Here is a 14877-nt window from a genome sequence, read left to right as displayed (position 1 = left end):
TTTCTTAAATTTCTAAGATTAAAGATCATTCTTTTTATTCTTTTTTCTTTTTGTAATCTTGAAGATTCCTTTTAGATAATCTCTTAAACCTTCTGTCAGTGTTCCTTCTTCTTCTCCTTCAATTAGAATGTGTTTTTCTGAAATTTTTGCAAAGATGTAATACAATCCAGGGATGATAATTACACCGAAAATAGTTCCGAATAACATTCCTCCAGCAGCAGCAGCTCCAATAGTTCTGTTACCAACAGCTCCAGGACCAGAGGCAAAAACCAACGGAATTAATCCAGCAATAAAAGCAAAAGAAGTCATCAAAATAGGACGAAGACGCGCCGTAGCTCCTTCGATGGCGGCTTGCATGGCGGTGAGTCCTGCAGCGTGCCTTTGTACGGCAAACTCGACTATCAAAACCGCATTTTTACCTAAGATACCAATAAGCATGACCATGGCAATTTGAGCGTAAATGTTATTTTCTAATCCCAATACTTTCAGTAAAAAGAAAGCTCCAAATATTCCAACAGGTAACGATAAAATAATTGGCAAAGGCAACATAAAACTTTCATATTGTGCCGAAAGTACCAGATAAACAAATATTAAAGAGATCAGGAAAATATAAACAGCTTGATTTCCTTGTCTGGATTCATCGATAGAAATTCCCGCCCATTCGATTCCAAATCCTTTTGGTAAGGTTTGTTTGGCTACTTCCGCAACTACTTTTAAGGCTGTTCCACTACTATAACCTGCAGCAGGACCACCACTTATTTCAGAAGCATTGTACAGATTGTGTCTCGTAATTTCAGAAAGACCAAATACTTTTTCAACTGTCATAAAGGCGCCGTATGGTACCATTTCTCCTGCATCATTTTTGGTGTATAATTTCAAAACATCTTCTGGCATTGCTCTGTATTGTGGCAAAGCTTGAACCATTACTTTGTATTGTCGGTCGTATTTTATAAAACTGGTTTCATAATTACTTCCGATAAGTGTGGATAAATTATCCATAGCATCGGATATTGAAACTCCTTTTTGTTGTGCTTTATCATTATCTACTTTCAACATATATTGAGGGAAACTGGCACTATAAAAAGTAAACACAGAAGAAAGTTCGGGTCTTTTGCCTAATTCTTTGACAAAATCTTTAGTGACTTTTTCCATTTTTTTGAAATCACCAGTACCAATTTTATCCACTACACGAAGTTCAAATCCACCAGCAGCACCATAACCAGGAACAGCAGGAGGAGGGAAAAACTCAATAGTTGCTCCTTTGATGTTTTTAGATTTTTCTTCTAATTCATCCATTACTTGTTGAGACGTATGTTTTCTTTCGTCCCAACCTTTTAGATTTACCAATACACTTCCTGTATTAGATCCAGTACCTTCAGATAATATTTCATAACCTGACATCGTTGAAACTGATTTTACTTCGTCCATTCCAGAAGCAATTTTTTGCAATTGATCTGCAATTTCATCGGTTCTTTCTAAAGTAGATCCTGGTGGAGTTTGTATCACCGCATAGAATAAACCTTGATCTTCATTAGGTATAAATCCCGATGGTACAGTTGAACTTAAGAAATAAGTTCCCAAACAAAATACTAATAATACTAATACAGTAATCACTCTTCTGTTCACAATAAGAGTAACCAGTTTTTGGTATTTTCCTTGCAAGCCATTAAACCAGTTATTGAATTTGGCTAATAATCTATTTAAAACCGTGTCTTTTTTAGGTACTCCATGTACGTTTTTCAACATCATAGCACATAATGCAGGCGTAAATGTTAGCGCTACAATACCGGACAAAATAATTGCCGTAGCCATGGTAACCGAAAACTGTCTGTAAAAAATTCCAACAGGACCCGACATGAATGAAACTGGAATAAATACAGCTGCCATAACTAAGGTAATAGCGATAATGGCACCTCCAATATCTTTCATGGCCATTTTTGTAGCTTCCAATGCATTGACATGAAATTCTTCCATTTTTGCATGGACGGCCTCGACGACGACTATGGCATCATCGACCACAATACCAATTGCTAAAACTAATGCGAATAAAGTAATTAAGTTGACTGTAATTCCAAACAGTTGCATGAAAAAGAACGTTCCGATTAACGAAACAGGAACTGCAATAGCAGGAATTAATGTTGAACGCCAATCTCCTAAGAATACAAAAACCACTAGTGAAACTAGTAAAAATGCCTCTACTAAAGTGTGAATTACTTTTTCGATCGAAGCGTCTAGAAATTTAGAAACATCATATCCAATTTCATAATCCATTCCTTTTGGAAAGGATTCGCCTTTTATTTCTTCTAATTTCTTTTTTACATTCTTAATTACATCGCTGGCATTACTTCCGTAAGATTGTTTGATTACAATGGCTGCCGAAGGTTTTCCGTTTAATTTGGAATATAAATTGTAATACGCATTTCCAAATTCAACTTCAGCTATATCTTTTAATCTGAGTAATTCTCCGTTGGCATTAGAACGAATTACAATATTTTCATATTGTTCTTTAGTTGTATAACGTCCTGGATATTTTAAAACATATTCAAATGCTTGTGATTTTTTTCCAGAACTTTCTCCTAATCTTCCAGGAGATGCTTCAAAACTTTGATCGTCAAGCGATTTCATAACTTCTTCTGAAGATACTTTGTAAGCCAACATTCTGTCCGGTTTTAACCAAACACGCATCGAATATTCTCTGTCTCCTAGAACATCTGCAAATCCTACACCATCCACACGCTTCAACTCTGAAAGCATATTAATATCGGCATAATTGTAAAGGAAATTTACATCTAGTTTAGGATCTTTACTGTACAAATTGATGTAAAGCAGCATGTTAGATTCTTCACGTGTGATTTTTACCCCTTCTCTAACAACGATTGGAGGAAGTTTATTTACAACAGCAGCGACACGATTTTGAACATTTACTGCCGCAATATTGGGATCAGTTCCTAATTCAAATACGGCTTGAATAGAAGCTTCACCATCATTACCAGCATCCGAAGCAATGTATTTCATTCCAGGAATACCGTTTAAGGCTCTTTCTAATGGAATTACTACTGATTTGACCATCAATTCGCCATTAGCACCTGGATATTCAGCTACGATATTAACTTTTGGCGGAGAAATAGATGGGAATTGAGTAATTGGTAATTGAATTAATGCTAATCCTCCTAAAAAAACAATGATAAGGGAGATAACAATAGAAAGAACAGGTCTTTGAATAAATTTATTAAACATAATAGTTACTTTATAGGATTAAATTTATCTATTGTTTGATTAATTCTAAACTATTGAAAATCGATGTTGCAGAAACCATTTTAGGTTTGATTTTCTCATCTTCTTTTACCGTTTGAAGTCCATCTATAAGTATTTTATCATCTGGAGATAATCCTGATTCTATGATGTAAACATTAGATAATCGTTGTTTTACTTCAATATTTCGAGAGTGAACTACATTGTTTTTATCCATAACAAAAACATATATTTTGTCCTGAATTTCGAAGGTTGCTTTCTGCGGAATAAGTAGTGCATTTGTAATAGGAACAGTCAATCTTACTTTTCCAGTTTCTCCGTTTTTTAGAAGTAATTCAGGATTTGGAAATTTTGCTCTAAAGGCAATGTTTCCCGTATTGTTATCAAATTCACTTTCAATAGTTTCAATTTGACCGGGATATTTATGTTGTTCTCCATTAGATAATAGTAAAGTAGCTTTGTTATTTATGTCTTTAGTTGCACGAGATTTATAATTTAAATACTCTACTTCTGACATATTAAAATAAGCATAGACTTCTTTATTATTTGAAATTTTGGTTAATACAGTACCTTCATCTATAGAACTTCCTTTTTTGAATAAAATTCTGTCAATAGTTCCTTCAAAAGGGGCTTTAATTTTAGTGAATGACAAATGGGTCTCTGCTAATGATAAATCTGCATTAGCTTCCTCTAATTTTGCTTTAGACATCGCTAGTTCTGATTTAGAAACAATATTTTTATCAGCTAAAACTTTAGTATTTTGAAATTCAATTTGAACCATTCTATAATCGGCTTTAGCTTTCAAGTATTCAGCTTCATATAATTTAGGCATAATGCTAAACAATAATTGTCCTGCCTTTACGGTTCTACCTTCATCTACGTAGATGTTTTCTAGGTAACCTTTTTCTTGTGCTCTAAGTTCTACATTTTGTATGGACTGTATTTGAGCAATATATTCCTTTGTAAATGTGGTATCTTTTATTACTGGAGAAGTAACAGTAATTTCAGCTATTTCTGCCTCTTTTTTTACATCAGATTTGCAGCTTGTTAAATTCATTATGGCGCAGATGCCTATAAGAGTTACAATTTTATTCATTTTATCAATATTTTTAGTAGATTATTAAGGTTTGGAAACTTTAAGAAAATAATCTGTGGAAGGTATGTTTAGAATAATAAATTCTAAATCGAATCAAAAAGATAGTGGTAGAGAAACTAGTTTGGTGGATTACTGTATTGATTTTCAAATAATAAAGCTGATAATATCAATATTTGTTTCATTTGATCTTTTTTGATAGAACAAAGATGCTATCGATGGGCTTTAAGAGACCTTAAAATTGACCTTAAAAAAAACTTAAAAAAGAAATAAGGTAAATCAAAGAGAGTAAATAGTAGTAATAAGGAATAGTCCGTGAATTCGTATTGCAAATTGATTTCAAAAAAAAGACACCATTATAAATGAATAATGATGCCTTTCTAACCAAACAACTAATAATTTTTTATTCTATTGGAGCATGTTTTTTTCTGTTGAAAATCCAAAATATAATTGGGAATATCAATAAAGTCAAAATAGTGGCGGTAATCAATCCGCCAATAATTACAACAGCTAGTGGTTTTTGCGATTCAGAACCAATTCCTGTAGAAATTGCTGCTGGTAATAATCCTATTGAAGCCATAAGCGCTGTCATTACAACTGCTCTGGTTCTTGCTTTTACTCCTACGAATATCGATTCTTCCAGCGACAGTTTGGCTTTTAGATTATGATGGAATTCTGAAATTAAGATGACACCATTTTGAATACAAATCCCTAAAAGGGCGATAAAACCAACACCTGCAGAAATTCCGAAATTCATTCCGGTAACATGCAATGCTATAATTCCGCCAATAATGGCAAAAGGAACATTGGCTAAAACTAACAGCGAATCCTTGATATTTCCGAATAAGAGGAACAATAAAATAAATATCCCAATTAAACTGATAGGAACCACTTGTGCTAATCTTTCACTTGCACGCACTTGGTTTTCAAATTCTCCGGTCCATCCTATAGAATAACCAGTTGGAAGTTCGATTTTAGCTACTTTTTCTTGCGCTTCCGCAATAGTACCTCCTAAATCTCGATCTCGTACAGAAAATTTTACACCAATAAATCGCTTCGTGTTGTCTCTATAAATAAAGGCTGGACCCGTAATTTTTTTAACATCAGATATTTCTTTTAATGGAATTTTAGCACCACTTTTTGTTGGCACTTTTAGATCACGTATATCAATTTCATCTTTACGATATTCTTTAGCATAACGAATACGAACATCAAATTTCTTTGAATCTTCATATTTTTGAGTTGCTGTTTTTCCACCAAAAGCGAGTTCTAGAACAGCTTGAGCATCATTTAGCATAACTCCGTAAGCAGCCATTTTTTCACGATTTAATACTACGCTAATTTCTGGTTGACCAAGATTGCGAATTAAACCTGCATCTTTAATTCCGGGGATATTTTTGATCTCTTTCAAGACAATATTAGCAATACTATCAATTTTTACCAAATCATCTCCATAAATTTTGACTCCATTTGCTGCTTTAAAACCTGCAACGGCCTCCGAGACATTATCAGAAATCGGCTGAGAATAATTATAGGTTATTCCTTGAAATTGCTTCAACTTTTTGTCCATTTGATCGACTAATGCATCTTGGGAAATTTTTCTTTTCCATTCTTTTTTGGGTTTTAAATTCACTTGAAACTGTACGAAACCAAAACCATTTGGATCTGTTCCGTCATTACTTCTACCCGTTTGAGAAATAACGCCATCTACTTCTTCAAAGGATAATAAGACCGCTTTCAATTCATTGGTGACTTTCATCGATCCTTGTAAAGAACTACTCATTGGCATTTCTGCAGTGATCCAAAGTGAACCTTCGTTGAGTTGTGGTAAAAATTCTGTCCCTAAAAAAGTACCAGAAATAACAACAACCACTAATAAAACTATTGAAGCAGTCAATGATTTAACCTTATGTTTAAAACTCCATCTAAAACCTTTTTCTACAATTCGATCCCAAAAATCAACAAATGGATTGTGTTTTTCGCGAACATTTTTATTCAGTAGTAAATGCGACAAAACGGGAACTAAGGTTAAGGTAAAAAGTAACGCTCCAATTAAAGCAAAACCTAGTGTAAAGGCTAGGGGAGAGAACATTTTTCCTTCTACTTTCTGGAAAGAAAATATTGGGAGCAAAGCCGTTATAATAATCAATTTTGAAAAGAAAATAGATTTACCCATTTCAGTTCCTGTATTTTTTATTAAGCTGCCTTTGGCTAATTTGTTAAATTTTTCCATTCCAACATCTTTAGCTTTACGATCGAGAACTACAAATAAACCTTCGACCATCACGACGGCGCCATCAATGATAATACCAAAATCGACTGCACCAAGGCTCAATAAATTGGCACTCATTCCCATTAATTTCAGACATAAAAAGGCAAAAAGTAACGATAGTGGAATTACAATTGAAACCGTAAAAGTGGTGCGCCAATCGGCCATGAATAAAAATACGATGCAGGTAACCAGAATAATTCCTTCCAGTAAATTGTGCATTACAGTTTCGGTGGTGAAATTCATCAAATTATCACGGTCGTAAAAAGTAACCATTTTTACGTCTTTTGGAAGAATTGAGTTATTCAGTTCATCTATTTTTGCTTTTACCAAAGCCAAAACTTCCTTTGCATTCTCCCCTTTTCGCATTACTACAATTCCTTCTACCACATCATCTTTGTCGTTAAGACCCACTTGGCCTACTCGCGGTAAGGAACTTTCATAAACAGAAGCTACGTTTTTTACCAAAACAGGGTTTCCGTTTGCATCGTCAACAATTATATTTTCGATATCTGCAATAGAACTTAATAAACCAACTCCTCGAACTACATACGCTTGTCCATTTTTTTCTATTACATCACCACCAACATTTAGATTACTCCCATTTACAGCTTCAAAAACTTGCAAGGGTGTAATATTATAGCGAGCCAGTTTGACAGGATCAACACCTACTTCGTATGTTTTTTCTTGACCGCCAAAAACAGCAATATCAGCAATTCCGGGAACGGCACGCAACTGCTTGTCAATTGTCCAGTTTTGTATGGTTAATAAATCTCTAGTATCTCTATTTTTACTTTGAAGCGTATACCTGAAGATTTCGCCAGTTGGACCATATGGCGGCTGTACATCGGCATCTACACCATCCGGCAAAGAGGCATTTTTTAATAAATTATTGACTTGTTGGCGAGCGAAAACATCATCGACACCGTCGTCAAATATAATTTTGATTACCGATAAACCAAACATAGTGACACTACGAACACTGGTTTTTTTCTGTACTGGATTTAATGCAATTTCAATGGGAGAAGTCACAAAGCGCTCAATTTCTTCAGCACTTCGGCCATTCCATTGACTGATAATCGTAATTTGAGTATTAGTTACATCAGGAAATGCTTCAATAGGCATATTTTTGAAAGCGATAAAGCCTGCAACGGCCAAAACGCCTACCCAAAAGAAAGTAAATGCCTTGTTCTTAATAGAAAAAGCAATAATATTTTTGATAAATTTGTTCATGTTTTATTCGTTTAAAGCATCATAAATAAACAATTGATTGGTGGTAATTACCTTTTCGTTTTCTTCTAGTCCACTAGAAATATAGGTCGTACCGCTTACTTGTCTGTACACTTCAACTTGTCTGGTTTTAATGTTATTACGATCTTTATAGATCAAAACATAGTTTTTACTTTTGTCAAAAATGATGGCAGTACTTGGAACCGCAATCATAGATTTATCTTCTTCAAATGATAATTTAATTGTGGCGTTCATATCCGGTTTTAAGAGAAAATCCTTGTTTTGCAGTTTTATTCTAGCGTTCATGGCTTTCGTATTAGGATCAATCACGTTAAAAATTTTATCTACTTTTCCATTAAAAACTTTATCCGGATAACTCAAAGTGGTAATGGCTGCATCTTCTCCTAATTTTACTTTTTCAATATCACTTTCGTTGACATTAGCCATAGCCCAAACTTCGCTGATTTCGGCAATATCAAAAATATTTTCAGAGCGATCATTTCTCAAAAGCATGTTTTGATTAATGCTTTTTTGAATTATAAAACCGCTTATTGGTGCTGTTACTTCATATAAAGAGCCACTTTTTATATTATAAATTTTATAGGTTTGCTGAATTTTATTCAATTGTGAAGCCGCTTTATCGACTTCTCCTTTTGCTTGAAGTACTTCTCTCTCCGAATTTAATTTTCCTTCAAATAATTCTTGAGAAACCTTTAAGTTATTTTTGGCTACCAATAAATCACTTTTAGCATCTACCATTTGCTTTTCAAAATCAGCAATATCAGTACTTTTTATCACTGCTAATACTTGACCTTTTTTTACATAATCTCCAAGTTCAACATTTACTTTAACCACGTTTCCGCCAACAAGTGGATAGACATCAATTGCATTATTGTCGTCCGTAGTAATTTTTCCATAAAAACTTAATTCATTTCGTACCGCTTCTTTTGTTGCTACAGCTGTTGTGGTTGTTTTTAGCATTTTGTCGCTTAGCACAAATGTGGTTGCTGTTTCTTGCTTTTCTTCTTCTTGCTTACAACTTGTCATGGCTAATACAACTAAGCCAATTCCTATAAGTGTTTTATAATTCATTTTGTTTCTTTTATTTGGTTATGTATCTGTCGCATACTGCTGCGAGGCAAGTGTAATTTGCCTAATTTATTTTTATTTACAATTGAATGTTTGCTATTCGTTATGAGGATTTTATGAATGGTATTTTAAAATAGATCCTTATTGATGGTACTGTTAAATTCTTCTCCAGAAAGGACTAATTTTTTCTTTAACTCATTCATTTGAATCGCTGCTTGATTGTAACTTTCCATGAAATCAGTAAACTCAAGTAAGCTGATATTTCTTTTCTGAAAATTTTCTAAAATACCTTTGTACACCATTTCAAAATCAGCATTTATTTTAGGATTTAATAACTGATAGTTTTTTCGAGACTCATTCCATTTGTTCCAATTAGAAGCAATTTCAGTTTGAAGCTGTAAATCAAAGGCTTGTTTTTCTAATTTTGATTGTTCTAATAAAGCTTTAGCAACTTGTATGTTTCCTTTATTTTTGTTCCATAGTGGCAATGGTATTCCAAGTGTTACATTTTTTTGATTATGAAAGGCGCCTCCACGTTGTGCGTAAGCTAATCCTAAAGTTAAGTCCGGAATTGCAAGTGATTTTTGATATTTTATATTCAACTCATTGATTTCAATGTTTTTTTGCTGTTGCAGATAATCAGGGCGACTTTCTATGGCTATGTTTTCTAATACTTTGGCATCAAGGCTGATTTCTTTAGTATATTTTTCAAAATCAATGTCAGTCAGTGTTGGAACAACATTTTCACTTTCGTTCAGCAGTAATTTTAAGTTTGCTTGTTCCTCTATCGTACTGTTTACGACTTCAATTCTGTCATTTTTAAAATTTAAAAACAAAGATTGTAAACGCACCAAATCTTTCAAAGGCAAATTCCCTTTTTGAGTTTGTACTGAATAAGAGCTTATTAAATCTTCAATATGTGACAGCTGTCTGTCTATGGTTTCAAGATTTTTTGAATTGAAGTAAACTGTGTAGAAACTTTTACGCAATTGAAATTTTAAGGTTCGAAGCAATTCATCAAATTCCAATTCGGTTTGCTTTGCAGTAGCTTGCGCTAATTTTACTTCATTGCGTTTTTTTCCTCCTAAGTAGATGAGTTGTTCAATCCCAAAAGATTTAGCTCCTTGTGATCCATTGTAGAAATACTTTTCTTTTTCTGGATTATACGCATTCAAATCAGCCGTAAATGTGGGATTATCCCAAATACGTGCCTGAATAATGAGTGCTTTTGAAGCATCAATATTGTAATGTGAGGCTAACAATACAAGATTGTTCTCTAAAAAAATGTTTTCGCAGTCTTTAACTGTAACTATTTTTTGACCGAAAACAACTTGATTTAGAAATAAGAGTAGTACTAATCCAATTAATTTTTTCATTATATCCTTTTTTGTTGGATACAAAGATGTTCTGGCTATCTTTAAGAAGCCTTAATTTCAACCTTAAAAAGACCTTAAGTATGAAAAATCAGTAGGAATAAATTAGTATTTTCTTCAGGATTTTTATATAAAATTTTAGCATTATGAAGCGTAAGGATTCGCTGTACAATACGTAAACCAAGACCAAAACCAGTGGTTCCATTAGCGTTTTCACCACGCATAAAAGGTTGAAAAAGATTTTTTTGTTCCTTAGCAGTTAATGTTCTTCCAGTGTTTGAAACGGAGATAATTAGTTGCTCTCCATCAACTTTAATTTTTACTATCGCTTGTTGATTATCCGAATAAGTAAAAGCATTTTTTAGAATATTACTAATCGCAATTTCTAGTAACTTTTTATTTCCAGTAATTTCTAAAAGCGAATCTAAATTGTCACTTTCTTCCATTTCAAAAAGGATAACAAAATCAGGAAATATTTTGTTCAACTTCTCAATCGCAGTAAATAGAATTTCGTCTAGTCGATAAATTTCTTTGTTTTCGTATTTTTTATTCTCCAATTTGGACAGAATCAACAAAGAATTTATAAGTTCTGTTAATTGATTGACGTCACCAAGAATGGTGTTTAAGAAATTTTTAGCGTTTTGATCTGTTTCTTTGAGAGCAATATTGTTTTCTATTTGAGAGGTTATTCTAGACAAAGGAGTACGTAGTTCATGAGAAGCGTGAGCCGTAAATTCTTTTTGTTTTTGATACGAAATTTCAATTCGGTCCATCATAAAATTAAACTCGCTAGCAATCAAGTCGATTTCATTTTTTTTACTTCGAACTTCAACTCTACTATCAAGGTTGTTTGCATTTATATCTCTTATTTTTTGATGAAAAATACCCAAAGGATGCATGATTTTTTTGACAGTAAATGAAGTCAATACCCAACAAATTGCAGTAAAAACGATATAAGAAATAATCAGAATAAAACGCAAATAAAGTAATTTTCGCTTGCCGTAATCATCCGTTGCAGAGATTAACGCGTAATAATCTTCGTAATTAGTATCATAAAAGATACCATATACTTCATAATTACCTTGTTGTTTAAAAAGTGTTTTATGTGTTTTAAGATATTTTAGGTCATTAACGGACCAATTGATTTTTGCATCATCAATGCTGCTATAAATCAAGCGATAATTAGAATCAAAAATTAATGTTTTTTCATTGTAAAGTTTGTTAATGGTATTTTGATCAATCATTTTTAATAATTGCTTATCTACCTTTTTAACATTTACGAGTAGTTTTATATTCGAAAGTGCTTTTACTTCTAATCGATCTCTAAATTCCTCTTTTCTAAAATTAGCATATAATATAAATATCAATGTTGAAGCCAAGCCAAACAAGACGGTGAAGAGTAAACTTACTAAAAGTGATATTCTGTTATTTAATGTCATTCGGACTCTTTTAAATAATAACCATATCCTATTTTGGTATGAATCAATTTTACGGGATGGTCTTTATCTATTTTTTTTCTTAAAAAGTTGATGTAAACTTCAATTGTATTTTGATTGGTTTCTATATGATAATCCCACAATTTTTCTGCAATAAATTGCTTTGACAGTACATTTCCATTGGCATTGGCTAATGTTAATAGCAATTTAAACTCTTTTGGAGTCAATTTAATCTCTTCGTCTGAACGAAAAACTTTCATTTCCGTTTCAAATATATCTAAATTATGAATACTAATTTTATCTTTTGTTTGCTGTGGAATGTCTTTTCGTCTTAATAAAGCAATTACTCTGGCGTATAATTCATCAAAATGAAAAGGTTTTACTAGATAATCATCGGCTCCATTTTCGAATGAAGAAAGTTTGTCTTCGATTTCACTAAAAGCCGTTAACATTATAATGGGAGTTTTTTTATCCAATTCTCTAATCGCTTTACAGACTTCAATTCCGTTTTTTCCTGGAACATTAATGTCTAGAATGATCAAATCATAAGCATTAGCTTTGTATTTTTTTACAAGCAATAGACCATCGTAAAATGGGGTGCATTCATAAGATTTTGAAGTAAAAAATGTTGCAATTTCTTTTGATAAAGTAAAATCATCTTCGAGTAGTAGAATTTTCATAAAAAAATTAAATTTGTATTTATTCTTTCTTTAGCCCCGATAGGAGCGATATCCTTTTGTCCCGGGTTTCGGGACAAAAGATAAAGCGGATAGCGGGATTAGCTCCTTAAAATATTATTTAAAATAAGAAAAAGTCTCTTCATTTTCTAATTTCAATAGCGTTTCATAGATCAATTTTATTACATTTTCTACGTCATCGCGGTGAACCATTTCGACAGTAGTATGCATATAACGTAAAGGTAAGGAGATTAGTGCAGATGCAACGCCGCCATTGCTATAAGCAAAAGCGTCCGTATCTGTTCCCGTAACTCGAGATGAAGCTAGTCGCTGAAACGGAATTTCCTTAGCCATTGCTGTTTCTAAAATTAATTCTCTCAAATTATTTTGAACCGCCGGAGCGTAAGTAACTACTGGACCTTTACCTATTTTTGTTTCGCCTTCAATTTTCTTATCGATCATTGGCGTAGTAGAGTCGTGACAAACATCAGTAACAATTGCTACATTAGGTTTTATTGTTTTAGTAATCATTTCGGCACCACGAAGACCAACTTCTTCCTGAACAGAGTTAGTAATGTATAATCCAAAAGGTAATTTGATGTTGTTTTCATGTAGCAAACGCGCTACTTCAGCAATCATAAATCCGCCCATGCGGTTATCAATGGCACGACAAACAAATTTATTTTCATTCAAAATCATAAATTCGTCAGGATAAGTGATTACACAACCTACGTGTACACCCATTTTATCTACTTCTTCTTTAGTTTCACAACCTATGTCAATGAATAAATTGTCTACTTTGGCTACTTCTTCTTTTCCTCTGTTTCGAGTATGAATTGCTGGCCAACCAAAAACACCTTTAACAATTCCTTTTTTAGTATGAATGTTCACGCGTTTTGATGGTGCAATTTGGTGATCAGAACCTCCATTTCGAATCACATAGATTAGTCCGTCATCAGTAATGTAATTTACATACCATGAAATTTCGTCGGCATGTCCTTCAATCACTACCTTATAAGGTGCATCTGGATTAATGACTCCAACTGCAGTTCCGTAAGTATCTGTTATAAATGTATCTACATAAGGTTTTAAATAATTCATCCATATTTTTTGACCTTCAGCTTCAAATCCTGTTGGAGATGCGTTATTTAAATATTGTTCTAAAAATGTGATAGAGGATTCCTTTAATATCGATTTTGTGCTCATAAAATAATTTTTTGCTAAATTAAGATTTTGGTATTACAGTTGTGTATTAAATGTATAATTTTGGTAATTAAAATTTATTATATGAAGGTAGTTAAATTCTTTATTTTATTTCTTTTCGGTGCTGTTGCTGTAAATGCTCAAATTATTGCTCAGGATACTACAAAAATGGGGTATGAGTTACGAGAGGATGACGCTATACTTAACGATACCATTCAGCTACCTGAAATATTAATATACAAGGATAAAATGAGTTCTGATGCAAGAAAGCAATTTTTGATCCTTCAAAACCGAGTATACGTAACCTATCCTTATGCAAAATTAGCCTCAGAGCGTTTGACGAATTTGAATAAAGGAATGGCTAATCTTAAAACAAGTAAGGAGAAAAAAAGATATTTTAGTATAGTAGAGCATTATCTAAACGACGAATTTGAAGCCAAACTCAAAAAACTATCCAGAGGACAAGGACGAATTCTAGTCAAATTAATACATCGTCAGACTGGTAGCACCACTTTTGAATTAGTTAAGAATCTTAAAAGTGGCTGGAAAGCCTTTTGGTCTAATACAGCTGCAAGTATGTTTGATATCAACTTAAAATCAAAGTACGCACCTTATGAGGTAAACGAAGATTATTTAATAGAAACCATATTAGTAGGAGCTTTTGAATCTGGTAGGTTACAAAATCAAAAAACGGCAACACCTATTGATATTGGAAATCTCAATGAATCATGGTTGACTAAAGCAGCTAAAGCAAATTAAAATTTTCCTTTTGGCGTTTCCCATTCTAAAAAAGAGGCTATATCCGAGTTCGGTTATAGCCTCTTTTTAGAATGGGTCGGGCTATTCGCTTCAAGTCCTCGTCAAGTTCCGTTATACTTCACTTGACTGTGGGCTTTACACTGCCATCCCTAACGCGGGTTTGTTTTTCTAAGGCTGTTATAAGAGATTAGACTTAATAAACAAATTTACTATTCTAGACCACAGAATCTGTTCAATAGGATTCCTACACCTATATATAGGTAAGAAAAAAAACAACTACTTATATATAGGTGTAAAAAACAGCGGTTTTATAAATGGTAGTATTGCTTTACCTATATATAATACAACAATAGCAATCCTTAAGTGTTTTTAGATTTCAAAGAGAATTGCATAACTCGATATTATATTGACATTTGATTGTGCTAAAAAAGAAACTCCTACCTATATATAGGTGTAAAAAACAGTGTTAATGTAAATTCTAGTATCGTTGTACCTA

The 14877-nt window shown here is 33.0% G+C and carries 9 protein-coding genes; 1 reads left to right on the top strand and 8 read right to left on the bottom strand.

All coding sequences use genetic code 11. From position 1 onward, the window contains the following. Nucleotides 1-18 precede the first annotated feature (18 nt). From H2650_RS09670 to H2650_RS09635, 8 genes are all read right to left on the bottom strand, one after another. Nucleotides 19-3237, bottom strand: coding sequence for an efflux RND transporter permease subunit (locus H2650_RS09670; protein WP_188050607.1), 3219 nt, complete (start codon nucleotides 3235-3237; stop codon nucleotides 19-21). Between the two features lie 28 nt (nucleotides 3238-3265). Beyond that, entirely contained in the window at nucleotides 3266-4348 is a 1083-nt protein-coding gene (locus H2650_RS09665; RefSeq protein WP_188050606.1) for an efflux RND transporter periplasmic adaptor subunit, read from the bottom strand. Between the two features lie 400 nt (nucleotides 4349-4748). After that, nucleotides 4749-7847 carry an efflux RND transporter permease subunit gene (locus H2650_RS09660; RefSeq protein WP_188050605.1) on the bottom strand — a complete coding sequence of 1033 codons (3099 nt, stop codon included), beginning with the start codon at nucleotides 7845-7847 and terminating at the stop codon, nucleotides 4749-4751. A gap of 3 nt (nucleotides 7848-7850) precedes the next feature. Beyond that, a complete protein-coding gene (locus tag H2650_RS09655) occupies nucleotides 7851-8936 on the bottom strand; it encodes an efflux RND transporter periplasmic adaptor subunit (protein ID WP_188050604.1) in 1086 nt (361 codons plus the stop codon). Nucleotides 8937-9061: 125 nt separating this feature from the next. Then, nucleotides 9062-10309, bottom strand: coding sequence for a TolC family protein (locus H2650_RS09650; RefSeq protein ID WP_188050603.1), 1248 nt, complete (start codon nucleotides 10307-10309; stop codon nucleotides 9062-9064). A 74-nt stretch (nucleotides 10310-10383) separates the two neighbouring features. Next, entirely contained in the window at nucleotides 10384-11745 is a 1362-nt protein-coding gene (locus H2650_RS09645) for a HAMP domain-containing sensor histidine kinase (RefSeq protein ID WP_188050602.1), read from the bottom strand. After that, entirely contained in the window at nucleotides 11742-12422 is a 681-nt protein-coding gene (locus tag H2650_RS09640) for a response regulator transcription factor (protein ID WP_188050601.1), read from the bottom strand. The genes H2650_RS09645 and H2650_RS09640 overlap by 4 nt, the downstream gene beginning before the upstream one ends. Nucleotides 12423-12536: 114 nt before the next feature. Continuing rightward, the gene (locus H2650_RS09635; protein WP_188050600.1) at nucleotides 12537-13625 is read right to left on the bottom strand and encodes a M42 family metallopeptidase; all 1089 of its coding nucleotides are present in this window, start codon (nucleotides 13623-13625) and stop codon (nucleotides 12537-12539) included. A gap of 81 nt (nucleotides 13626-13706) precedes the next feature. Here H2650_RS09635 and H2650_RS09630 point away from each other — a divergent pair, with 81 nt between their 5' ends. Beyond that, nucleotides 13707-14381: a DUF4294 domain-containing protein gene (locus H2650_RS09630; RefSeq protein ID WP_188050599.1), complete on the top strand. Its 675-nt coding sequence runs from the start codon at nucleotides 13707-13709 to the stop codon at nucleotides 14379-14381. The last annotated feature ends 496 nt before the right edge of the window (nucleotides 14382-14877 follow it).

Source organism: Flavobacterium sp. GP15 (genome assembly GCF_014281985.1).
GTDB lineage: Bacteria > Bacteroidota > Bacteroidia > Flavobacteriales > Flavobacteriaceae > Flavobacterium > Flavobacterium pygoscelis.
Note: the sequence above shows the minus strand (reverse complement) of the source record. Positions and strands in the feature narration are given on the sequence as shown.

Excerpts from the sequence above, each read along its gene's own strand:
- H2650_RS09670 (WP_188050607.1), bottom strand. The coding sequence starts at position 3,237 with ATGTTTAATAAATTTATTCAAAGACCTGTTCTTTCTATTGTTATCTCC.
- H2650_RS09665 (WP_188050606.1), bottom strand. The coding sequence starts at position 4,348 with ATGAATAAAATTGTAACTCTTATAGGCATCTGCGCCATAATGAATTTA.
- H2650_RS09660 (WP_188050605.1), bottom strand. The coding sequence starts at position 7,847 with ATGAACAAATTTATCAAAAATATTATTGCTTTTTCTATTAAGAACAAG.
- H2650_RS09655 (WP_188050604.1), bottom strand. The coding sequence starts at position 8,936 with ATGAATTATAAAACACTTATAGGAATTGGCTTAGTTGTATTAGCCATG.
- H2650_RS09650 (WP_188050603.1), bottom strand. The coding sequence starts at position 10,309 with ATGAAAAAATTAATTGGATTAGTACTACTCTTATTTCTAAATCAAGTT.
- H2650_RS09645 (WP_188050602.1), bottom strand. The coding sequence starts at position 11,745 with ATGACATTAAATAACAGAATATCACTTTTAGTAAGTTTACTCTTCACC.
- H2650_RS09640 (WP_188050601.1), bottom strand. The coding sequence starts at position 12,422 with ATGAAAATTCTACTACTCGAAGATGATTTTACTTTATCAAAAGAAATT.
- H2650_RS09635 (WP_188050600.1), bottom strand. The coding sequence starts at position 13,625 with ATGAGCACAAAATCGATATTAAAGGAATCCTCTATCACATTTTTAGAA.
- H2650_RS09630 (WP_188050599.1), top strand. The coding sequence starts at position 13,707 with ATGAAGGTAGTTAAATTCTTTATTTTATTTCTTTTCGGTGCTGTTGCT.